24 protein-coding genes are annotated in these 21115 nt (G+C 47.3%); 1 reads left to right on the top strand and 23 read right to left on the bottom strand.

Features of this window, described 5'->3' with window-relative positions; translation table 11 throughout:
- The 8 genes from C8D98_RS07990 to C8D98_RS07955 all read right to left on the bottom strand — a co-directional run bounded on the left by C8D98_RS07990 (window position 1) and on the right by C8D98_RS07955 (window position 6467).
- A complete protein-coding gene (locus C8D98_RS07990) occupies window positions 1-276 on the bottom strand; it encodes a VF530 family protein (RefSeq protein ID WP_132873608.1) in 276 nt (91 codons plus the stop codon).
- 53 nt (window positions 277-329) lie between these two features.
- Window positions 330-866: an SWIM zinc finger family protein gene (locus tag C8D98_RS07985; protein ID WP_132873607.1), complete on the bottom strand. Its 537-nt coding sequence runs from the start codon at window positions 864-866 to the stop codon at window positions 330-332.
- A gap of 77 nt (window positions 867-943) precedes the next feature.
- Window positions 944-3217 carry an ATP-dependent DNA helicase RecG gene (gene recG, locus C8D98_RS07980; protein ID WP_132873606.1) on the bottom strand — a complete coding sequence of 758 codons (2274 nt, stop codon included), beginning with the start codon at window positions 3215-3217 and terminating at the stop codon, window positions 944-946.
- Window positions 3218-3670 (bottom strand): chemotaxis protein CheW, encoded by a 453-nt coding sequence (locus C8D98_RS07975; protein ID WP_132873605.1) that lies wholly within the window; start codon window positions 3668-3670, stop codon window positions 3218-3220.
- 58 nt (window positions 3671-3728) lie between these two features.
- Complete coding sequence (gene panD / locus C8D98_RS07970) at window positions 3729-4097, bottom strand: aspartate 1-decarboxylase (RefSeq protein ID WP_132873604.1); 369 nt, start codon at window positions 4095-4097, stop codon at window positions 3729-3731.
- Window positions 4090-4944 carry a pantoate--beta-alanine ligase gene (panC, locus tag C8D98_RS07965; RefSeq protein WP_132873603.1) on the bottom strand — a complete coding sequence of 285 codons (855 nt, stop codon included), beginning with the start codon at window positions 4942-4944 and terminating at the stop codon, window positions 4090-4092. The genes panD and panC overlap by 8 nt, the downstream gene beginning before the upstream one ends.
- 8 nt (window positions 4945-4952) lie before the next feature.
- Window positions 4953-5762 (bottom strand): 3-methyl-2-oxobutanoate hydroxymethyltransferase, encoded by an 810-nt coding sequence (gene panB / locus C8D98_RS07960; RefSeq protein ID WP_132873602.1) that lies wholly within the window; start codon window positions 5760-5762, stop codon window positions 4953-4955.
- 168 nt (window positions 5763-5930) lie between these two features.
- The gene (locus tag C8D98_RS07955) at window positions 5931-6467 is read right to left on the bottom strand and encodes a helix-turn-helix domain-containing protein (RefSeq protein WP_132873601.1); all 537 of its coding nucleotides are present in this window, start codon (window positions 6465-6467) and stop codon (window positions 5931-5933) included.
- A 219-nt stretch (window positions 6468-6686) separates the two neighbouring features.
- Here C8D98_RS07955 and C8D98_RS07950 point away from each other — a divergent pair, with 219 nt between their 5' ends.
- Entirely contained in the window at window positions 6687-7217 is a 531-nt protein-coding gene (locus C8D98_RS07950; protein ID WP_132873600.1) for a gamma carbonic anhydrase family protein, read from the top strand.
- 83 nt (window positions 7218-7300) lie between these two features.
- On the opposite strand, the gene C8D98_RS07945 is transcribed toward C8D98_RS07950, so the two are convergent.
- The 15 genes from C8D98_RS07945 to murJ form a co-directional block, all read right to left on the bottom strand.
- The gene (locus C8D98_RS07945) at window positions 7301-8170 is read right to left on the bottom strand and encodes a LysM peptidoglycan-binding domain-containing protein (RefSeq protein WP_132873599.1); all 870 of its coding nucleotides are present in this window, start codon (window positions 8168-8170) and stop codon (window positions 7301-7303) included.
- 84 nt (window positions 8171-8254) lie between these two features.
- On the bottom strand, window positions 8255-10045 hold the full coding sequence (gene aspS / locus C8D98_RS07940; RefSeq protein ID WP_132873598.1) for an aspartate--tRNA ligase: 1791 nt from the start codon (window positions 10043-10045) through the stop codon (window positions 8255-8257).
- Window position 10046: 1 nt separating this feature from the next.
- Window positions 10047-11309, bottom strand: a complete 1263-nt coding sequence (gene hisS / locus C8D98_RS07935; protein WP_132873597.1) for a histidine--tRNA ligase — start codon at window positions 11307-11309, stop codon at window positions 10047-10049.
- A 63-nt stretch (window positions 11310-11372) separates the two neighbouring features.
- The gene (locus C8D98_RS07930; protein WP_132873596.1) at window positions 11373-12071 is read right to left on the bottom strand and encodes a cytidylate kinase-like family protein; all 699 of its coding nucleotides are present in this window, start codon (window positions 12069-12071) and stop codon (window positions 11373-11375) included.
- Complete coding sequence (gene folK / locus C8D98_RS07925; RefSeq protein WP_132873595.1) at window positions 12059-12565, bottom strand: 2-amino-4-hydroxy-6-hydroxymethyldihydropteridine diphosphokinase; 507 nt, start codon at window positions 12563-12565, stop codon at window positions 12059-12061. Before folK ends, C8D98_RS07930 begins: the two co-directional genes overlap by 13 nt.
- Window positions 12525-13244 carry a lysophospholipid acyltransferase family protein gene (locus tag C8D98_RS07920; RefSeq protein WP_132873594.1) on the bottom strand — a complete coding sequence of 240 codons (720 nt, stop codon included), beginning with the start codon at window positions 13242-13244 and terminating at the stop codon, window positions 12525-12527. Before C8D98_RS07920 ends, folK begins: the two co-directional genes overlap by 41 nt.
- Window positions 13241-14608 carry a dihydrolipoyl dehydrogenase family protein gene (locus C8D98_RS07915; RefSeq protein WP_132873593.1) on the bottom strand — a complete coding sequence of 456 codons (1368 nt, stop codon included), beginning with the start codon at window positions 14606-14608 and terminating at the stop codon, window positions 13241-13243. Before C8D98_RS07915 ends, C8D98_RS07920 begins: the two co-directional genes overlap by 4 nt.
- Window positions 14609-14614: 6 nt before the next feature.
- Window positions 14615-16027 (bottom strand): adenosylhomocysteinase, encoded by a 1413-nt coding sequence (gene ahcY, locus C8D98_RS07910; RefSeq protein WP_132873592.1) that lies wholly within the window; start codon window positions 16025-16027, stop codon window positions 14615-14617.
- A 67-nt stretch (window positions 16028-16094) separates the two neighbouring features.
- Window positions 16095-17234 (bottom strand): methionine adenosyltransferase, encoded by a 1140-nt coding sequence (metK, locus tag C8D98_RS07905; protein WP_132873591.1) that lies wholly within the window; start codon window positions 17232-17234, stop codon window positions 16095-16097.
- Window positions 17235-17244: 10 nt separating this feature from the next.
- Window positions 17245-17475, bottom strand: a complete 231-nt coding sequence (locus C8D98_RS07900) for a DUF465 domain-containing protein (protein ID WP_132873590.1) — start codon at window positions 17473-17475, stop codon at window positions 17245-17247.
- Window positions 17468-17917 carry a ribosomal protein S18-alanine N-acetyltransferase gene (rimI, locus tag C8D98_RS07895; protein WP_165871237.1) on the bottom strand — a complete coding sequence of 150 codons (450 nt, stop codon included), beginning with the start codon at window positions 17915-17917 and terminating at the stop codon, window positions 17468-17470. Before rimI ends, C8D98_RS07900 begins: the two co-directional genes overlap by 8 nt.
- Window positions 17895-18482: a tRNA (adenosine(37)-N6)-threonylcarbamoyltransferase complex dimerization subunit type 1 TsaB gene (tsaB, locus tag C8D98_RS07890; RefSeq protein WP_132873588.1), complete on the bottom strand. Its 588-nt coding sequence runs from the start codon at window positions 18480-18482 to the stop codon at window positions 17895-17897. The genes rimI and tsaB overlap by 23 nt, the downstream gene beginning before the upstream one ends.
- Window positions 18483-18525: 43 nt before the next feature.
- The gene (locus C8D98_RS07885; RefSeq protein WP_132873587.1) at window positions 18526-19143 is read right to left on the bottom strand and encodes an MBL fold metallo-hydrolase; all 618 of its coding nucleotides are present in this window, start codon (window positions 19141-19143) and stop codon (window positions 18526-18528) included.
- A gap of 12 nt (window positions 19144-19155) precedes the next feature.
- On the bottom strand, window positions 19156-19611 hold the full coding sequence (gene dtd, locus C8D98_RS07880) for a D-aminoacyl-tRNA deacylase (protein WP_132873586.1): 456 nt from the start codon (window positions 19609-19611) through the stop codon (window positions 19156-19158).
- Window positions 19608-21089: a murein biosynthesis integral membrane protein MurJ gene (murJ, locus tag C8D98_RS07875; protein ID WP_132873585.1), complete on the bottom strand. Its 1482-nt coding sequence runs from the start codon at window positions 21087-21089 to the stop codon at window positions 19608-19610. Before murJ ends, dtd begins: the two co-directional genes overlap by 4 nt.
- Window positions 21090-21115 lie beyond the last annotated feature (26 nt).

Below are 21115 nucleotides of genomic sequence, written 5' to 3'. Positions count from 1 at the left end.
CTAAGCCTCTTCTGCATCGGACTTAACCTTCTTAACCTTAACGGGTTCCTCATCGGTGAACTCTGTAGCCAGATAAAGTTCCTCGACTTTTGCTCTCGCCCAGGGGGTCTGCCGGAGAAATTTAAGGCAGGACGGAATGCTCTGATTTTTCATGAAGCATTTGATGGTTATCAGCTCCCCCAGTTTTTCCCAACCGTAATGCTTCATCAGTCTGGTTACGATCATTTCCAGTGTGATTCCGTGAAAAGGGTCTTTTTTCTTAGTAGTTTCAGTCATATTAATCCTTTGTGTTTTATCAAAAAAAAGCCCTGACTTAACAGGGCTTTTTGTTATGCATATTTTTCCAGAAGGAAAAGGCACGACATCTTCAATGGATCTGTGAGGGCGTGATGCCTTCCCGTCGAGTCCTCTTTGACCATAACTGATATCTGCTGAACGGAGATTCCCGTCAGCTCGGCGAGGGTCGAAAGCGAAACGTCAGCTTTCTTAAGCTCGTCCAGAAGGTCTTTTAGGGGGGTTGTCTTTACAAAAAACTGTATCTCGTTTGTGGTCTGGAGCTTTTTTCTATCCATCTTAACTTTGCTGGCGAACACCCACGGAGTGTAGATGTAGGTAAGACCCAGAGCGGCGGCATGCTTGCAGAAGTGTTCTTTCGAGTTTTCACAGCAGCATTTGTAGCCGATGGGATCGGTTGAAAGGTCAAGTGTGACCTCATAGTCACCGTGGTTGCCTTTGATTGTGCCTTTGACGATGGCACCGTCAATGGAGCAGTTCTGGAATTTCCCGACATAGTTTTCCGCTCTCTGCAGGTTGATGCCGGAGCAGATGTTTTTGAGCTGTTCTTCAGTAAGTTTAATTAGCTGCATCGGGGTTGCCTCCTGTCTGATACTTATACATCAATTAAACCGCAGAAAACAGTATAAATCAAATCGAATTGCACACATCAGGCAATATCTATATACTCTAGTTCCTTTTTCCACTTTTTCGCTAAAACCTGTTTTATTACAGCATTTTTCGGCATGGACAGCGACGGGTCTTCCGCCAGCACCTCTGCGGCATCGTTTCTCGCCGCCTGCAACACTTTAACGTCTCTTACAATGTTTGAAAACTGAAACTCCGGAAGGCCTGACTGCCTTGTTCCGAAGAAATCGCCTGGGCCTCGCATCTCCAGATCGATCTCGCTCAGGCGGAAACCGTCGGCATGCCTGCACATGGCGTTTATGCGTTCCCTGCCCTCCTCGGAAACCTCTTTTCCGGTTATGAGCATGCAATACGACTGCCTGTGGCTTCTGCCAACCCGTCCTCTCAGCTGATGCAGCTGCGAAAGACCGAACCGCTCGGAGTTTTCAATGACCATGACTGTTGCCTGCGGAACGTCCACACCAACCTCAACCACGGTTGTTGATACCAGAATCTTTATGGTTCCGGCCTTGAAAGCGTCCATGAGCGCCTGCTTCTGTTCGTGCTTCATCCGCCCGTGGAGCAGCCCCACGTTTGCCTCGCCGAATATTTCGCAGAGCTTCTCATATTCATCCGTTGCCGCTTTCAGATCCAGTTTTTCGCTTGTATCTATCAGCGGATATATCACATAGGCACCATGCCCCTTTGCAATCTCGTCCGCAATGAGCCTGTGCGCATCCTCTATCTTATTGCTGTGTTTTGTTATTATGGGTGTTCTGCCCGGAGGCATCTCGTCTATTATGCTGATATCAAGGTCGCCGTAGAACGACAGAGCCAGAGTTCTGGGTATCGGCGTGGCTGTCATAAGCAGGATATCGGGCATATAGCCCTTCTCTATCAGCGTTTTCCGCTGTTCAACACCGAAGCGGTGCTGTTCGTCGATGATGGCAAGCCCAAGCCTCATGAAATCGGCATTCTCCTGAATCACCGCATGAGTGCCCACCACAAAATCCATGTGCCCTGCGGCTATCATCTCTTTTGTCCGTTTTTTCTCAGCGTTGGTCATAGAACCTGTCAGAAGCGCAGCAGTGACATCAGTGCCCTGAATCAGCTTAACAAGGTTAGCCATATGCTGGCGCGCCAGAACCTCCGTAGGGGCGATTACGGCCACCTGCCAGCCGTTTTTGACGGCAACAAGCCCCGCCGTGAAAGCAACGATGGTCTTTCCGCTTCCCACATCCCCCTGAACCAGCCTGTTCATCTGTCCGGTGGCGGACATATCGTTAAATATTTCGGCCATTACCTTCTTCTGTGCATGGGTGAACTTGAACGGCAGCAGTTTTTTTATCCATTCAAGATATTCCATTTTGATATCGAAACGGATGCCCTCCTGACGGGTGTAAGCCTTCTTTTTGTATAGAAGCCCCATCTGGAGATAGAAAAGTTCTTCGTAGATGAATCTCTGATATGCCGGATGGCTTCTGTCTGACAGTGCCGAAAGCTCATAGGGTGTGTCCGGGTTATGTATCAGCTTCAGCGATTCCTTCGCCGAAGGATATTTGTATCTGGTTTCGTATCTGGCGGGCAGATAATCCGGCACAAGCCCCAGATATCTCTCCAGAGCCGCCTTCACAGCCGCATGATAGACCTTCTGCGCAACGGTTTTGGGCAGAGTGTAGACAGGCATTATCTCGCCCATCTCGCTCTCTTTGATGAACTGCGGATGGACAATGGAATCCAGTCCGCCGAAAGTGCCCGACTGACCGTAAAGAGTGTATTTTTCGCCCTCTTTCAGCACTCCGGCGGGAAATTTTGCCGAAAAATGAAACCATACCGCCGCAAACTGACCGAAATCAGCCTGAAACACGGCCTTATAAAGCCTTTTGCGGTTCTTTGTCAGCATGATGCCGCCGGTTTTGAAAACTCCTGTCAGAGCCTTCTTGCCGCTGAGTGTTTCGCCAATGTATTCGTATCTGTAGGGAAAATGATAGAACATATCCTCGACGGTGCGGATGCCCTGTTTATCCAGAGATTCCGCCATCTTCTTGCCGATGCGGGGCAGACTGCGGATGTCCACCGTTTTGAACTCTTCGGTGGTGGTGGCAGCCTGAGTAAGCAGTGTGAGCTCAGCCAGAATAGCCTCAAGCTCTTTTCGCTCGTAGCTGTCCTTAAAAACAAAACCCGCAGAGTCAAAACCGCTGCGGGTGGTGATATCTTTCAATGCATCCAGATATTTACGGGGATTTTTGAAATAGTCCGCCGTATTGTCTTTAATATCTGCAAGCAGTCTTAAAAGTCGTCCTCTGTCGTTTGCCATTTAGAACATATTCAGAGCTGATGATTCATTACCGGTGAATATCTTATGCACGTCAAGAATAATGACCATTCCCTGCTCGGTTTTGGCAACGCCCTGTACATATTTTGTATCCGCACCTGTTGATGCGCTGGGAGCCTTGTCGACGACATCACTGCTGACACGCAGAACATCCTCAACATTATCAACCACAAAGCCTATCTTTCGGCCGCTTAGGTTAACAACGATTATACGGGTAGCGCCCGTAAACTCGCCTGCAAACAGCCCAAGTTTCTTTCTGAGGTCAACAATAGGGATTACCCTCCCTCTCAGGTTTATGATCCCCTCAACAAACGAAGGAGCCTTGGGAACGGTGGTTATGTCGACCATTCTCAAAATCTCTTCTATATCCATGATATCTATGCCGTATTTGTCTTCAGCAAGCAATAAACGGACATACTGTTTATACTCAGACATAGAAAACCTCTTTGTGTTTTTCAGCAATCATATCAGTTTCATCGGGAGATTGCAAATATTATACTAAAGCGTCGGTTTTCTGGATAATCCTGTTGTTTGCGTCAACCTGAACCACAGTGGGTTTGAAGTTTTCAAGCTCTTTTTCGTCGAACATGGCAAATGTGGCTATAATGACCATATCGCCTACGTGCACTTTTCGTGCCGCTGCGCCGTTAAGGCATATTTCGCCGCTTCCCCTTCTGCCTTCGATGGCATAGGTCTGAAAACGCTCGCCGTTGGTTATGTTCCAGATGTCGACCTTTTCATATTCTCTGATGCCTGCGGCCTCCATAAGGTCGAGGTCGATGCCTATACTGCCTTCATAGTGAAGGTCTGCATCTGTGACGGTGGCTCTGTGAATCTTTGATTTGAACATCTCTCTAAGCATGGTTCACCTCAAAATATCTGTTATCTATCAATCTTGCTTTACCAACATATACAGCCAGCGCAACAACGAAATCCGCCTCTGCGCTGTCCACCGAAACAAGTGACTCGGGGTGCACTGTTTCGATGTAATCTATTCTTGTATGCGGATGGCTCAGGATGAACTCCGCAATTTTTTCCTTAATTGTTTTCGAGTCGGTGACGCCCTGCTTAAGCAGGTCTTCAACAACCTTGAAACTGCCGCTGAGAGCCAGAGCAGACCTGCGTTCCGGTGCACCCAGATAAACGTTTCTGGAGCTCATGGCCAGCCCGTCCGCCTCACGGATGATAGGCATTCCAACGACCTCAACATCCATGTTCAGATCTTTCACCATGCGTCTGATAACCTGAAGCTGCTGATAATCCTTTGAGCCGAAATAGGCTCTGTCGGGGTTCACTATGTTGAACAGCTTTGTGACGACTGTTGCAACACCTGCAAAATGCACAGGACGGGAGATTCCGCAAAGCACCTCGGTTATTCCTGAAAGCTCAACCTTTGTGCAGAAGCCCTCTCCGTAAATCTCTGAGGGTTCGGGATGGAAAATAATGTCCGCACCATTCTTGTCGAGCATGGCACAGTCACGCTCAAAATCTCTCGGATAAGCCGCGAGGTCTTCCGTTGGACCGAACTGAGTAGGGTTAACAAATATACTGGTGACCGTCACGTCGTTATTGCTCACAGACTCACGCACCAGACTCATGTGGCCTTCGTGAAGAAACCCCATGGTGGGAACAAAGCCCACAGACTTGCCTTCGGATTTTAATTTCTTTATTTCAGCTTTCATATCAGTTATTTTATTAAATATTTTCATGCGTTACCTCAGAAAGAATGCTTATCTTCCGGAAATTGAGCTGTTTTTACTTCTTTTATATACGATTTTGCTGCTTTAGAGATTATTTTGCTGACGTTAGCGTACTGCTTTACGAACTTAGGAGTGAAACCGTCGAATATGCCGAACACATCATGAAACACCAGAACCTGACCATCGCAGTGGACACCTGCTCCGATGCCTATTGTGGGAATTTTCAGATTTTCGGTTATGGTCTTTGCAACAGACGTTACAGTGCCTTCCAGAACAATCGAAAAAGCTCCGGCCTCTTCCAGCGCTTTCGCATCCGCAAGAAGCTTTTCGTGCCCTTCTCTGCCCTGAATCCTGTAGCCGCCCATAGTGCTCACCATCTGCGGCATCAGGCCGATATGCCCCATGACATTTATCCCGCATGCGGTCAGTTTTTTAACCAGCGCCGCCCTCTCTGCACCGCCCTCAAGCTTTACAGCGTCGAATCCGGTCTCTTTTATGACCTTTATGCAGTTTTCAACCGCCTGCTCATCTGAAACGTGATACGTTCCGAAAGGCATGTCGGCTATCAGAAATGCGTTCTGAGCACCACGCTTCACCGACCTGCAATGATAGATTATTTCATCAAGGGTGACAGGAAGTGTGTTTTCATAGCCGTTTACGACCATACCGAGGGAATCCCCAACAAGGATCATATCTATACCGGCTTTATCAAGTATTGATGCTGATGTGAAATCGTACGCAGTGAGACATGAAATCCTTTCGCCTGCGGATTTCATTTTTCTGATGCTGTTGACTGTAATCTTTTTGATTTCAATATGCTTGCTCATATCAACCTCTGTAGGGATTACAGACGCAAGACATGGCAAAATGGAAAAGGAAGATTTGTCAGTGTCTCGGTCCGAAGATCCAAGCAATTGAAATATAGTGATTTGAAGAACTTACGTCAAGAAAAAAAGAAAAGCCTCCCGAATTTCTCCGGGAGGCTCTGGTGTAAATTAGAAGCTGGGAGGTGTATCCACCCAGAGAGCAACTGCGGGCTTATCCGTTCTGTTGCGTATTTTGTGGGGCATGTTCGAGCTGAAATAGATGCTGTGTCCTGCGGGAAGATGGTACTCATCTGAACCGATGACAACGCAGATCTCGCCTTCGATAACATAGCCGAATTCCTCGCCGACGTGCTGATAATACTCGGAGCCTGTTTCGCCGTAGGGGTCAAGCTCTATAAGCATAGGCTCAAGCTTTCTGTTAACAAGCTTGGAGGCAATGAACGACATTGAAATGCTCTTATTCTTAAAAACCTTATATTCGGCAGGGCTGAACACGTTAACAATGTTGCGCTCGTCCTCGAAAAGCTCACTGATGGTTGTTCCCAGAGCCATGCAGATTTTTTTAAGAGAAGCTATTGAGGGTGAGTTTTTTCCGTTCTCTATCTGGCTGATGAAACTTTTGGTAAATCCCGTTTTCTGAGAAATATCCTCCAGAGTCATACCAAGTTTTTTTCTGATTTCCCTTAATTTAATACCATAAGGCATATTACACCCCTCAAGTTAATAATGGGGATTATATATTAAAAAAATATGACCTGTCAACATCTTTCGTTAATAACTAATCCTAAATTTTCTCTATTTTATTAGTATATTAAACAGGCGTCTCCATATTTTATTAATATCTCGTCAAATATCTCTTTAACAGTTGACTGAATTTGTTTTAACACATATCCTGTTTCAGAATTTAAATGAGCAGGTGATGATATGGAATCGGTATTGCGCAGGTTAAACACCTCTCCCGTAAAGGGTCAGGGAATTTTTGTTGCTGATAGTGCAGATGTTATCGGCGAGGTTATTCTCGAAGATGACTCAAGCGTCTGGTTTAATGTCGTATTAAGAGGCGATGTTGAAAGGATAGTTATAGGCAAGGGGTCAAACGTTCAGGACGGAACGGTAATACATACCACACTTGATAAATATCCTACAATAATAGGAGATTACGTCACCATCGGACACAATGCCATGCTCCACGGATGCAAAATTAACGATAATGTGCTGGTGGGTATAGGTGCTATTATCCTTGATAACTCCGAGATAGGAGAAAACTCGATAGTTGCCGCCGGATCACTGGTTCCCCCAGGCAAGAAGTTCCCCCCCTGCTCCCTTATCATGGGAAGCCCCGCAAAAGTGGTTAAAACTCTTGAACAGAGCGACATTGACGGTATCAGAAACTATGCCGACAGATACATAAAATACAAACAGATGTATCTCGAAAACGGATATAAAAGCATTTAACGAGAAGTTACAAGATTTTTAAACCGGACATAAAAAAAGCGGAGGCAAAAACCTCCGCTTTTGTGTTTTATAAGATCGATCTCTTATTTGCCGTCAAACAGCGACCAGGGGCCTCTGCGTTTTGAGTAGTCCACAGCCTTATCTTTGTCAGCATCAACATCCTTGCGGATCTTGAAAACCTGACCGGGGAAGATAAGGTCGGGGTCTTTTATCTGCTCTTTGTTGGCCCAGTAAATGAGCGGCCACATAAAGGGGTTCAGATATTTTGCTTTTGAGATGTTCCAAAGGTTGTCGCCTCTGACAACTTTGTACTTATCAAACTCGGGCATTGCAACCGCAGCGGCGGGAGCAGCAACAACAGTTCCTTTGGAAGCTGCCGATCTTGCCTGTGCATCAGCTTTCATAGCGGCGGCCTTGCCTTCCACTATCTCTTTCTGAATAACATCAGCGGAAACTGCGGCTTCTTTCAGGACAGCAAGGGCTTTTTCGCCTTCGCATTTGTCTATCAGAGCCTGAGCCTCGTCAGCCTTGGCTTTTGCTGTTTTGTAAGTTGCGGAGTATTTAGCGCCGTCTTCAGCATTTGCTGCCAGATTCTTTTTATAAGATTCCAGCTCGGCTTTGGCCTGCTCGTTAACCTTTGCCCTGTCTGCCGCAACCTGTTTTGCTTTTTCAAAATCAGCAACAGCGGCAATCAGTTCCAGCTTAGCTTCTTTGTAAAGTGCGGATTTATTTCCACCCTTCTCAGCCTCAGCCATCTTTGCTTCAGCCTTATCGAGCTTTTCTTTTGCCAGAATATACTCCGTTCCGGCGCAAACTTCTGCGCCGCCCTCCTGAGCAGCCTTCATAGCCGCCCTGGCGTTGTCCAACTCCTGTACGGGAGGTTTTGTGCAGCCTGAGACTAACACAGCAGCTGATATAACAGCTGTAAACAGTAATTTAGTTGTTCTGCTCATTACATCCTCCGGACTTTATTTACTCTTAATAATATCATACATGAAACATATTGTAAAATGATAAAACCCTTAATTAATCAGGTTTCAGTCATTTTCAGGGACGTCAAACTTCATGAAAAGCTCTTTGAGCTGTCTTTCGTCCACTTTGCTGGGAGCCTCGCTCATCATATCGGTGGCTCTCTGTGTTTTGGGGAACGCAATAACGTCCCTGATGGAATCGGAGCCTGTCAGAATGGACGAAAGTCTGTCCACACCGAAGGCGATACCGCCATGGGGAGGTGTTCCGTAACGCAGAGCCTCGATGAAGAAGCCGAATTTATACTCACGCTCCTCTTCGGTGAAACCAAGAGCGTCGAACATTTTTTCCTGAATGTCGCTTCTGTGGATCCTGATGGAACCGCCGCCTATCTCTGAACCGTTCAGAACGAGGTCATAGGCTTTTGCTCTCATCTTGCCGGGGTCTGTGTCGAAGTATGCCACGTCTTCGTCCAGCGGAGCTGTGAAGGGATGGTGGACAGCGACGTATCTTTTCTCTTCCGCATCATACTCGAGCAGGGGGAAGTCCAGAACCCATGTGAAAGAGTACTGCCCCTCTTTGATATGACCGAGGAGATGACCGAGTTTTATACGCAGTTTTGACATATAAAGGTTTACGGTCTCTTTTTTTCCTGCGCCGAAGAAAATGATATCGCCCGGTTTTGCGCCCAGTTCCTTAACGATAGTATCGGCTGAATCGCCCAGAAACTTTACGATCGGCGACTGGAGGCCGTCTTCGTTAACTTTGATGTATGCCAGACCGCCTGCGCCGAGGGCAACAACCATGTCTGTGAGATCGTCGATATCTTTTCTGGTGAATTTCTCGCCTGCACCTTCTGCAACAACAGCTTTAACCACGCCGCCGTTTTTAACAGCATCAACAAACACTTTGAATCCGCTGTCCTTAACGAGTTCGTTAACGGTTTTAAGATACATTGCGAAACGGGTGTCGGGTGCATCGTGGCCGAATTTCTCCATAGCGTCGTCATAGGACATTCTGGGGAAACCTTTTTCAAGTTTGATGCCTTTTATTCTGTCGAAGATAAGGATGTACATATCCTCGATGAGATCCATAAGGTCTTCCCTGTCGATGAAGGACATCTCCATATCCAGCTGAGTGAACTCAGGCTGACGGTCGGCACGGAGGTCTTCGTCACGGAAGCATTTCACTATCTGGAAGTATCTTTCATAGCCGGCCACCATCAGAAGCTGCTTGAACATCTGGGGCGACTGGGGCAGCGCATAGCACTTGCCGGGGTTAACACGGCTGGGTACAAGGTAGTCCCTTGCGCCTTCGGGCGTGCTTTTTGTCAGGAAGGGAGTCTCGATATCCATGAAGTTTCTGCTGTAGAGGAACTCACGCACTGTGCGTGTGAGGTCATGACGAAGTCTCAGGTTGTTCTGAAGCTTCTGTCTGCGCAGGTCAAGATATCTGTATTTAAGCCTAACGTCTTCGTTGGCGTTGTTATAGTCGTCTATAAGGAAAGGAGGAGTGTTGGCGTTGTTCAGGATTTTAAGCTCGTCCACAACGATTTCAACTTCGCCTGTGGGGAGTTTGGTGTTCACTGTTCCGTCGGGTCTTCCGCCGACAGTACCTTTAACAGCGATAACAAATTCGTTTCTGATGCTTTCCGCAAGTTCATGAACTGCTTTGTTATATTCGGGGCTCATCACAACCTGAGTGATGCCCTCTCTGTCTCTGAGGTCAACGAAAATAACGCCGCCGTGGTCTCTGCGTCTTTGAACCCAGCCCATAAGGCAGACTTTTTCGCCGATATTTTTTCCGGTAAGCTGTGCACAGTGGTGGCTTCTACGCCATTCGCCCATGTTAGAAAGCACGTTAGTTCCTCCTGAGTTTATCTGTAATATATTCCGTAACCTTGGCAATCTCAATCTCTTCCTGCGTTCCCGCCTGCATATCTTTCACTGCGGCGGTTCCTTTCGCTGTTTCATCCTCGCCAAGCACCACTGTAAACAGTGAACCATATCTGTCCGCAAGGCTGAATTGCTTCTTCATCTTACGGAAATCATAGTCCATATCTACACTGACACCCTGAGAGCGCATTTCGTTCGCTAATTTTAACGCAATTTTATCGGAAATGTCCCTGAAACTGATTATGAATACGTCAAGGTCGTTCTCTTTCTCCGTTTCGTTCAGCATGCAGAGGCTGACCAGCCTGTCTATTCCCACCGCAAAGCCTATGCCCGCAGTGTCGGGTCCGCCCAGAAGCTGAATGAGTCCGTCGTACCTGCCGCCCGCCCCTACTGCGCTTTGTGAGCCGAGTCTGTCGGTTATCATCTCAAAAGCCGTGCGGACGTAATAGTCAAGCCCTCTGACCATCATAGGGTTTACCTTATAGGGCACCTGAAGGGCATCCAGATAGGATTTTACGCCGTCGAAGTGGTCTCTGCATTCGCCGCAGAGATAGTCCACCGCTTTAGGCGCATCAGCGGTTATCTTTTTGCAGGACTCGTTCTTGCAGTCCATAATCCTCATTGGGTTCTTGTCCAGCCTGCGCAGGCAGTCGCCGCAGAGGTGTTCTATGTTTGATTTGAAATATTCTATGAGTTTTTCGTTGTATGCGGGACGGCATGCGGGACAGCCTATTGAGTTTATCTCCATGCTGACGAAATTCTGAATACCGAGGTTCTCCGCAAGTTTATACAGCAGATAGATAACGTCTGCATCTATCGAGGGGCCGCCTGAACCGAAAACCTCGATCCCCGCCTGAGTGAACTGGCGGAATCTGCCCTTCTGGGGGCGTTCCCTGCGGAACATAGGACCGACATAGTAATATTTTGATATGCCGGGAGTCGAGAACAGCTTGTTTTCAACGTAGGCACGAACGAGGGACGCTGTTCCCTCCGGACGGAGTGCAACCTGAGTTCCGTCTCTGTCCTCAAAAGCGAACATCTCTTTCTCAACGATATCGGTCGTTGAGCCTATTCCTCTGTTAAATACTTCTGATTTCTCAAGAATAGGAAGATAGAACTCTTCGAAATTGAACGTGCGGAAAGTTTGTCTGAATACTTTTTCGACCTTGTTCCAGTATCTGGCTTCCAGTCCGTATATATCTCTGAAACCTTTGACTTTTTGATACACGGGATATAATCCTCCAAAACTGTTATTTTACGCACAAAACCCTTTGCAGTCAATAATAAGGTTTCAGAGCTTGAATTTTATCCTTGCTGTGGCGGCGATCGCCAGCGAGGCTTCTTCTATGTCCAGTTTGGAGAGATTCAGTACTCCGTGGTAGATCATGGGGTCGTCTATCTGTCTGGAAAAATGATGTTTAAAATACTTTTCCTTTCTCTTATCAACTTCCTTAATGCGTTCCCCCGCTTCTTTTTTGGAGATGTTCTCACGGGCGCTGAGCCAGCGCACCCTGTCTTCAAAATCCGCAACCAGTCTGAAATGAAGCGTGTCGGGCACGCCCGCCAGAATACTGACACCGCCCCGCCCCATTATCACCGCATTTGTGGTGTCCGATGCCTTGATGATTATCTTTTTGATCATCTCCTGAAAGGTCTCGCTATCAAAAGCTGTGGTGTCGGGGTTATATTTGCTGAAAAAGGTCTCCGCTTCCTGCATTGCAACCTCTTTCGCTGTCTTTTCGGAATAGTCTGTGGTGTTCAGCATGTCGTGAAACATGCCGAAGTCGAAATATTTGGAAAGGAAGGCTCTTGTGGTGGAAAATTCCTCCTCGTCGAACTGCTTCAGCTTGTCCTCGTTTGTGCTCATAAGGATAGAAGCTATGCGTATCAGCTCTTTATGAAGAAACTTGAATCCAAGTTTTTCCGCCACACGCTCCGCAACATACTCTCCGCCGCTTCCGTATTGTCTTGAAACTGTTATAATCGCCATACGCACACCCCCAGTCTGGTTATGCCAAGATCGTCTTTAATATTTTTTATCATATCATGAATGTTTTGGCAACTTACAGGGTGAACGTAGTCCGGATAAATTTCCGCCATGGGATACAGAACGAAACTGCGGTTCTGCATCTCTATGTGTGGCAGATTAAGCTGAGGAAGGGTCAGAACTGTTCTGTCAAAATCGATTATATCTATATCTATAAGGCGGGTATACCATCGTCCGGTATTCTCCCTGCCCATGACCTTTTCAAGGTTTTTAACTGCCGTGAGAAGATTTTCAGGAGAAAAATCAGTCCGTACAAGCATACATAGGTTGAAATATCCGTCCTGAGAATCACGCAGAAGCGAAGCGGTCTTATAGACCGATGAAACCCTCACAACCTCGCAGAAACGGGATATCTCCCTGACAGCATCGGCAAGATTTCCGGACTTGCGCCCGAGGTTACTTCCCAGCCCCAGAACCGCCAAGCTCTTTTTGTGCATCTTCCATCCTCGCCCTGATAAGATCCAGCATCTCCCTGTCCTTGATTCCGTCGGGGCTTACAGGGTCAAGAAAGCGTATTCTGACCTTTTTGAAAGGGTTTATGTAAAACGCACCCTTCTTCATGACTTTGCCCGAACCGTCTATCACAAAAGGAATAATGGGCTGTCCGGTTCTGACCGCCAGAGTGAACGCACCACGCTTAAAGGGCAGCATAACGCCGTCCTCAGATCTTGTGCCTTCGGGGAACAGCAGGACAGAGTAGCCCTCCTGAATCTTTTTTGCCGCCTCAAAAAGGCTTTTCAGCGACTCACGGCTCTCGCCCCTGTCGATGGGAATAAGACCCATGTGCTTGATGGCATAGCCGAAAAAGGGAATTGAAAAAAGCTCCCTCTTGGCCATGAACAGAAACTGTTTATCGATTATGGATATCATGGAAAAGATATCGACGTAGCTCTGGTGGTTGCCCATGAAAACGTAGTTTTTGTCCTTCTCGATCTTTTCAATGCCTTCAACTTCATAATTAACAAGAAAAAGTTTCGAGCTTATCCTTGCCCAGAGTTTTGCCAGAAAAAAGAAAGGATTTTTACCCATAAGAACGAACGGAACACCGCACACAACAAGAAAAGCGGTCATGAGACCGAATATTATCCAGACACAGAGACTGTAGATTGTTTTCATTTAACCTTACCTGCGATGTCGGCCAGAACCCCCGAAAAGGTCGGGTGGTTAAAGACGAAATCCTCCAGTTTGTTGAGAGATATTTTTGACTGGATCATCATTGAAAATGTAGTGACAAGGTCAGCCGCACCGCTTCCGATGGCATGGCATCCCAGAATTTTTTTTGTGGAATCATCGTAAATTATCTTTATGAAACCTTTCAAAGTGCCCGACATTATGGCCTTTTCAAAGTTCTTGAAAGTATGCCTTATCACCTTGCACTCTATGCCCTGCTCCTTCGCCTTGTCCTCGCTGAGGCCTACGGCTGCTATCTCAGGATCGAGATGCAGGATTCTGGGGCAGTAATCCGCTGAAATAATCTTGCTGCGCTCCAGAATGTCGTTGGCAACCATATCCGCAGACATGTACGCCCAGTTCACGAACATATTTATTCCTGTGCAGTCGCCCACAACATAAACGTTCCTGTTGGTGGTTCTCAGGTTTTTAGTCAGCTTGGGAAATCCCTTTTCGCAGAGCTTTATTCCTGCGGCATCAACACTCAGCCTGCCCATGTTCGGTTTCCTGCCGATGGACAGAAACACCTCTTCGGACTCAAGTTTCGTGTCGTTGCTCAGGAAAACGATGGTCTTGTTGCCCACTTTTTCGATGCGCTCCACCGATACGCCCTTAACTATCTCCACGCCGTTCTTCTTCATCTGGTCTTCATAGTCTTTGACAACCTGCCTGTCGATGGTGGCAAGAACTTTTTCAGTTTTTTCTATAATGGTCACCGTTGACCCGATTCTTCTGAAAAATGTCGCAAACTCGGTTCCTATGAAACCGCCGCCAACGACAATCACGCTCTTGGGCGCTGCCGTAAGCTCGAAAATATTTGTGGAATCAAGGAGTTTCTTTGTTGAAGGGACATTTGCCCCCATGTTGTTGGAGCCTGTGGCTATGACAGCCTTTGAAAAACCGATGAGAAACGATTGTTTGTCATCGGTGACACGGAAGGTGTTCGCATCTTCAAAAACAGCTGTTCCACGAATTATCTGGACGCCAGATTCCTCAAGATCATCCTGAAAGTCTTTGACCAGCTTTGAGGTCACCCCGTCTATGTACTTTTTGGCCTTTTTAAAGTCAAATGACGGAGATTTATCGTATTCGACATTAATGAAGTTGGAGGCCTTGTTGACGCTCCTTTCATACAGATAGCTGATGTGCAGAAGCAGATTGGAAACAACGCTTCCGGCGAAGCAGTAGCTCCCTCCGATGTTCTTATCTATCAGCAGAACCTGTTTTCCATTGTCAGCCAGCATTTTGGCACATTCGATGCCGGCAGGGCCGGCACCGATGACAACAATGTCGAAATGTTGTTTAACCATAGAGGATTAATACCTGTAGTGCTCAGGCTTGTAAGGGCCTTCCACAGGTACGCCGATGTAATCGGCCTGCTCTTTTGTAAGCACAGTGAGCTTGGCACCGATCTTTGCGAGGTGCAGTCTTGCAACCTCCTCGTCAAGTTTCTTGCTGAGCCTGTAAACCTTGGGCTCGTATTTCTCTTTATTCACCCAGAGGTCTATCTGTGCAAGGGTCTGGTTTGTGAACGAGTTGCTCATAACGAACGACGGGTGGCCGGTGGCGCATCCGAGGTTGACCAGTCTGCCTTCGGCAAGCAGATATATTGAGTTGCCCGCAGGGAAAGTGTATTTATCAACCTGAGGCTTGATGTTCAGTTTTTTGATTCCCTTGAACTCTTCGAGTTTGGAAACCTGTATCTCATTGTCAAAGTGTCCGATATTGCACACGATGGCCTGATCTTTCATCTTTTCCATGTGCTCAATGCGGATGATGTCGAGGTTTCCTGTGGTGGTGACATATATGTCGCCTGTTCCCAGAGTGTCCTCAACGGTTTTAACTGCGTATCCAGCCATAGAGGCCTGAAGTGCGCAGATCGGGTCAACTTCTGTGACCATTACGATTGCGCCCATTGCTTTAAGAGCTTCGGCGCATCCTTTGCCCACGTCTCCGTAGCCGCAGACAACCGCAACCTTACCTGCGATCATAACGTCGGTGGCTCTTTTTATGCCATCCACGAGAGACTCACGGCAGCCATAAAGGTTATCAAATTTTGATTTTGTAACAGAGTCGTTTACATTGATTGCCGGAACCAGCAGTTCACCTTTTTCCATCATCTGATAGAGCCTGTGGACACCTGTTGTGGTCTCCTCTGACACCCCTTTCCACTCCTTCACAGTGTCGTGCCATCTGGTGGGGTTCTCTTTCAGGATTATCTTAAGGCGTTTGTAAAGTTCGGCCTCATCTTCGCCATGGGGCGTTCTGTCGAGGATTGAAGGATCTTTCTCTGCGAGGTAGCCGATGTGTATCATCATCGTGGCATCGCCGCCGTCGTCAACTATAAGCTGAGGACCTTTGCCACCATCGAAGCGGAGTGCCATATCGGTGCACCACCAGTATTCCTCAAGGTTTTCACCCTTCCATGCGTAAACAGGGGTTCCTGCGGCCGCAATTGCAGCGGCGGCATGATCCTGAGTGGAGAAAATGTTGCAGCTCGCCCATTTGACCTCAGCACCGAGGGCTGTAAGGGTTTCTATAAGCACGGCAGTCTGGATGGTCATATGCAGAGAACCGGATATGCGCACGCCGGCCAGAGGCTTAAGCGGTGCATATTTCTCTCTGGTGGCCATGAGACCGGGCATTTCGTGTTCTGCGATATCGATTTCCTTACGGCCGAAATCAGCAAGGGAGATATCAGCAACTTTATATTTGAGCGAGTTATCCATTTATATTCTCCTGAATATAGAACACCCGCAGGGTTTTATGCCTCTGCGGGTGTGAAAATTTAGTTTATCAGCGTATTGCTGCAAGAAGTGCGTCAACTTTGTCGGTCTGTTCCCATGAAAACTCGTTGCGGCCGAAGTGACCGTAAGCGGCTGTTTTTCTGTATATGGGTTTGCGGAGATCAAGGGCGGACATGATACCTTTGGGAGTGAGGTCGAACACCTCTTTAACCGCTTTTTCGATAAGTTTCTCATCAACTTCGGAGGTTCCGAAAGTGTTGACCATAACGCTGACGGGTTCTGCAACACCTATTGCATAGGCAACCTGAATCTCGCATCTTTTCGCAAGTCCTGCGGCAACTATGTTTTTGGCAACCCATCTGGCCGCATAAGCTGCCGAACGGTCAACCTTTGACGGGTCTTTTCCGCTGAAAGCGCCGCCGCCGTGACGTCCCATGCCGCCGTATGTGTCAACGATAATCTTACGGCCGGTGAGACCGCAGTCTCCCATGGGTCCGCCTATTACGAAACGGCCTGTGGGGTTGATGTGATATTTGCAATTGTCATCGAGCATATCGCTGGGGATGACAGGTTTGATTACTTTTTCAATGATGTCACGCTTCAGAGTGTCCATTTTAATGTCTTCGGAGTGTTGAGAGCTGACAACGACAGTGTCCACACGCAGAGGAGTGAAGCCGTCGTATTCTATAGTAACCTGAGATTTGCTGTCGGGGCGCAGATAGCTGAGTTCCCCGCTTTTGCGAACTTCGGAGAGTTTCTTAGTGATTTTGTGAGCCAGCATGATAGGCATGGGCATAAGCTCGGGAGTTTCGTCACATGCATAACCGAACATAAGACCCTGGTCGCCTGCGCCGCCTGTGTCAACGCCCATTGCGATGTCTGGGGACTGTTTGTTCAGTGTTATGATGATGCCACAAGTATCGGCATCGAAACCGAATTTCGCTCTGGTGTAGCCTATCTGGCGGATCGTTTCTCTGACTGTTGACTGAATATCCACATAGGTGTTTGTGGTGACCTCACCGGAAATGACAGCGAGGCCTGTTGTTACAAGCGTTTCACATGCCACACGGCTGTTGGGATCATCGGCAAGCATTGCATCAAGAATTGCGTCTGAAATCTGGTCTGCAATCTTGTCGGGGTGTCCCTCGCTCACAGACTCCGATGTGAATAAATACTTCTTATTATTCATCAACTATCTCCTATAAACCATTATCGGACTTGTATTTAACCATGAGCTGCTCCATTTTGTCCTTTCCTCTGAGTTTAAGAACCTTCAGCTCCTTCATTTTCGCCTCAACCTCCGGCGGAAAATACTTAAGACTGTAAAGAGCCTCAAGGTCCTGTTCAAAACGGATGTGGTTTTCAAAAAGAGCCTTGAATTCCTCGTCCACCTGAATCATCTTTTCCACCAGTGCGCTGTCTTTAAGCATACTCGTCACCCCTGTAATCTTTACGGAGGCAGGACATTCTGAGGGCGTGTCTGCCTTCACCGTAATAATCTTTAATCTCGCCGTTAGTGCGAAAGCCTTTTTTTTCATATAGCTTTACGGCGGAAGAGTTTGTCTTTTCCACCTCAAGGTATATGACGTTTATATTTTTGTTCTTCTCAACGCAATACGTCAGCAGACGCCCTGCTATCCCCTGCCTGCGGAAACCGTCCGCAACAGCAACAACCGCAAGCTCTGCCTCATCAAGAATATACCAGAAAACAATGTATCCTGCTATACTCCCATCTATATCGTATACTAAAAAATCGCAGTTATCCTTAAAAAGTTCAGTTTCGAAGGACTTTCTGCTCCATGGGCGGGGAAACGAGGTATTTTCTATGACCAGAATCCGGTCAATATCCTCATGCTCCGCATTTCTTATCAAAATTTATCTCCGCTTCGCTGGGTCTCATATACATGGGAGCGTAGTCGCCCAGAAAGCTCTCGAATCTGTCGGAGAGAATGGCCTCCGAAAGGTTTAGCTGCTGCCCGCCAACGCTGTTCACCAGCAGAAAGTCGTCAATATTGTCAAATTTATCCGTAAGATATCCGGAAAAATCGTTATTTCCGAAATCATAGTGTCTGTATCCGTAGAGTCTGCCGCGGAGCCTTACAGCCGTAGTGACCTTCTCTCTGCCGCTGACTATTGCCGCCGCATCAAGAGAGCTGATGCCCTGCAAAACTTTTCCATGCGCCATGCAGAACCCCAGAAGAGTTGCAACACCCACCCTGATCCCTGTGAAAGAACCGGGTCCCTTGACGATGAAAAACCTGTCAATGTCCGAAGGACAAAGACCCGAGCCGGACAGAAGACCGTCCAGCGCCCAGAGCATTTTTTCACTTAAGGAGTTTTCAAGCGTCAGAAAGATAGACGAGAAGGGCTTTCTGTGCTCATCGCAAATGGTGACAGCCAGTCCTTTTCCCGATGTATCCGCAAGCATATACTTCATTTCAGCTATCTTATCAGATATGCGTTATAAGTCAATTCCCGAATCACATAAAGGGATTCAGGTTTTTCTCGTGGCCGATGGTGCTTTCTTCCCCGTGTCCGGGATAAACCACTGTTGCATCATCCAGAGTGAAAAGCCTGTTGTTTATGCTGTCGACAAGGCTCTGGGTACTACTGTAGGGGAAATCAGTGCGGCCCACCGATTCCAGAAACAGAGTGTCGCCGGTTATCACGCATCCAAGCTCTTTTATATAAAAACAGCATCCGCCGGGGGTATGTCCCGGAGTATGGATGACCTCTATCTCGATGCCGCCCAGATCAAGTTTCTGGCCGTGCTCTATGCCGTGGGTGACGGCAGGTGTCTCCATATCGCCGAAACCGTACATCTGCATGACCTTCTGCCCCTGAGGGAGCAGGAACGAATCGTCCTGATGCATATAAAAAGGAACAGAGAATTTTTTCATCAGGGGAGCGATTGCGCCTATGTGGTCGAAGTGACCGTGGGTGTTGAGAAGTGCTGCCAGAGAAAGGTTTTTGGAGCGAAGATACTCTTCGATCTCCTCCTCGTTGCCTCCGGCATCCACCACAACAGCCTTGCCGTTCTTCTCCAATATATATGTGTTTACGCCCAAAGGGCCAGTTACTACTATTTCAAGATGCATATTAACCTCTCATCACTGTTTCGGAGCCAGTTCTAATATTATTGTAACCGGACCGTCATTTTCAAGCCCTACTTTCATATCGGCCGCAAAAACTCCGGTTCCTATCTTCGATGGATCGTAAAGCCCTTTGCAGAGCGAGATAAATTTTTCATAATAGGCGTTTGCCGTGTCGGGATTCATTGCGTTCATAAAATCCGGACGAAGGCCTTTTTTACAGTTTCCGGCTATGGTGAACTGGCTGACAATTATTATCCCGCCGCCTATATCCTTAACAGATCTGCCCATTTTGCCGTGTTCATCTTCGAATATGCGCAGATTGACCGTTTTGTGCGCCATCTCGGCACACATATCCTCAGTATCTCCCCGCTCAACACCCAAAAGCACAACCAGTCCCTTCCCTATCTCCGAATGCACACGCCCGTCGATACGCACGCTGGCGCTGCTAACCCTCTGCACAACAGCTTTCATCTGATAACCCTCAATAAATTCACTCTGAACATATACATGATACCAAAATACACAAAACAGCCCAGAACAATGTTGGCAATAACGTTAAGACCGTATGTACCGGCATAATAAACAACAATAGTCATGGCGGCGGACGAAGCCGCAACCTTTAAGATAAAATTTATGTCCCTGCGGATGGGATAGCTGTATTTTTTAATATTGGCATAAAGATAAACGCCGTTAAACAGTGCCGATACCGATGATGCAAGAGCTATTCCGGCATGCCCCAGAGGCTTCATAAATGCAAAGCAGAGTGCAACATTCAATATAAAGCTTATAAAAGCACCCCTGAGAGGGGTTTTAACGTCACTGTCGGAATAATATATCCTGCTGAAAACACTTATGAGCGAATAAAACAGCAGGCCGACTGAATACATCTGCAAAGCGAAAGCAGTGGCCTCCACATCTGAACGCCCGAAAGACATTCTGCCGTATATCATATCTATTATAGGGTAGGCAAGAATGATAAGCCCTGCGCTGGCGGGTATCATTATGGCAAAAATGGAGTTCACCGCCTTATTTATCAGCATATCCCTCTGCTCGTATTCGCCTTTTGAGTTTGAAACGCTGATTTCGGTGAGCGTGACCGTTCCCACCGCCACGGCAAACATTCCAAGAGGGAACTGAAACAGCCTGTTTGCATAATACAGATAGGTTATGCTCCCCACCGCAAGGTAGGAGGCGATTATACGTCCCATCATGAAGTTGAGCTGATTTATGCCCACGCTGGCAAGGGATGGAAGCACCAGATGGAAAGTTTTTTTAGCTTCCGGATCCAGTCCGCCTGAAAAAACAGGCCTGTACCCCTTTATGACAGCAAATATAAGCACTCCCGCAAGCTGAAGCAGACCGCCGAAAAGAACGCCGTAGCACAGAAAATATATATCTCCGGATTCTTTATAGCCCACCCATGCTCCGATTATCATTGCAATATTCAGAAGCGCAGTGGATGAAGCCGGGATGTAATAACTGTTTTTGATATTAAGATATCCGCTGAGAAGCGCACAGATTGAAATAAAAAAAAGATAAGGCATCAGAACCTTGAGCATATTGGCCGCCGGAATGAGAATTGCGGGGTCGTTTCTGTAGCCGGGCATAAAAACGGAAACTACAGACTCAGGAAAAATAAAAACAAAAACGAGGATCAAAAAGATTATTAACGAAACACCCAGAATCAGACTGGTCAGATATCTTGATGCCTCCCTCTCCCCCTGTCTGGTTATCTTATCGCTCATGACGGGAACAAACACAGAAGACAAAGCACCTTCGGCAAAAAAAGCCCTGAAAAGATTGGGGATTGCAAATGCGACAAAAAATGCATCAGTTACGGCATTTACGCCGTAAAATCCCGCCACAAGCACATCCCGAACCATTCCGAGAACCCTGCTTGTGAATATTCCAAGCCCGGATTTCAGAACTTTCCTAACAAATCCTGCCATGACAATTATTTCCTTAAAAAAAAATG

This window comes from Seleniivibrio woodruffii, assembly GCF_004339245.1.
GTDB classification, from domain to species: domain Bacteria; phylum Chrysiogenota; class Deferribacteres; order Deferribacterales; family Geovibrionaceae; genus Seleniivibrio; species Seleniivibrio woodruffii.
Note: the sequence above shows the minus strand (reverse complement) of the source record. Positions and strands in the feature narration are given on the sequence as shown.

Coding starts and splice junctions, on each gene's coding strand:
- murJ (WP_132873585.1), bottom strand. CDS start 21,089: ATGGCAGGATTTGTTAGGAAAGTTCTGAAATCCGGGCTTGGAATATTC.
- panC (WP_132873603.1), bottom strand. CDS start 4,944: ATGAAAATATTTAATAAAATAACTGATATGAAAGCTGAAATAAAGAAA.
- C8D98_RS07955 (WP_132873601.1), bottom strand. CDS start 6,467: ATGCCTTATGGTATTAAATTAAGGGAAATCAGAAAAAAACTTGGTATG.
- C8D98_RS07945 (WP_132873599.1), bottom strand. CDS start 8,170: ATGAGCAGAACAACTAAATTACTGTTTACAGCTGTTATATCAGCTGCT.
- metK (WP_132873591.1), bottom strand. CDS start 17,234: ATGAATAATAAGAAGTATTTATTCACATCGGAGTCTGTGAGCGAGGGA.
- C8D98_RS07900 (WP_132873590.1), bottom strand. CDS start 17,475: ATGCTTAAAGACAGCGCACTGGTGGAAAAGATGATTCAGGTGGACGAG.
- recG (WP_132873606.1), bottom strand. CDS start 3,217: ATGGCAAACGACAGAGGACGACTTTTAAGACTGCTTGCAGATATTAAA.
- C8D98_RS07920 (WP_132873594.1), bottom strand. CDS start 13,244: ATGAAAACAATCTACAGTCTCTGTGTCTGGATAATATTCGGTCTCATG.
- panB (WP_132873602.1), bottom strand. CDS start 5,762: ATGAGCAAGCATATTGAAATCAAAAAGATTACAGTCAACAGCATCAGA.
- dtd (WP_132873586.1), bottom strand. CDS start 19,611: ATGAAAGCTGTTGTGCAGAGGGTTAGCAGCGCCAGCGTGCGTATCGAC.
- tsaB (WP_132873588.1), bottom strand. CDS start 18,482: ATGAAGTATATGCTTGCGGATACATCGGGAAAAGGACTGGCTGTCACC.
- folK (WP_132873595.1), bottom strand. CDS start 12,565: ATGCACAAAAAGAGCTTGGCGGTTCTGGGGCTGGGAAGTAACCTCGGG.
- ahcY (WP_132873592.1), bottom strand. CDS start 16,027: ATGGATAACTCGCTCAAATATAAAGTTGCTGATATCTCCCTTGCTGAT.
- C8D98_RS07885 (WP_132873587.1), bottom strand. CDS start 19,143: ATGCATCTTGAAATAGTAGTAACTGGCCCTTTGGGCGTAAACACATAT.
- C8D98_RS07930 (WP_132873596.1), bottom strand. CDS start 12,071: ATGGCGATTATAACAGTTTCAAGACAATACGGAAGCGGCGGAGAGTAT.
- C8D98_RS07975 (WP_132873605.1), bottom strand. CDS start 3,670: ATGTCTGAGTATAAACAGTATGTCCGTTTATTGCTTGCTGAAGACAAA.
- panD (WP_132873604.1), bottom strand. CDS start 4,097: ATGCTTAGAGAGATGTTCAAATCAAAGATTCACAGAGCCACCGTCACA.
- C8D98_RS07915 (WP_132873593.1), bottom strand. CDS start 14,608: ATGGTTAAACAACATTTCGACATTGTTGTCATCGGTGCCGGCCCTGCC.
- C8D98_RS07950 (WP_132873600.1), top strand. CDS start 6,687: ATGGAATCGGTATTGCGCAGGTTAAACACCTCTCCCGTAAAGGGTCAG.
- C8D98_RS07985 (WP_132873607.1), bottom strand. CDS start 866: ATGCAGCTAATTAAACTTACTGAAGAACAGCTCAAAAACATCTGCTCC.
- C8D98_RS07990 (WP_132873608.1), bottom strand. CDS start 276: ATGACTGAAACTACTAAGAAAAAAGACCCTTTTCACGGAATCACACTG.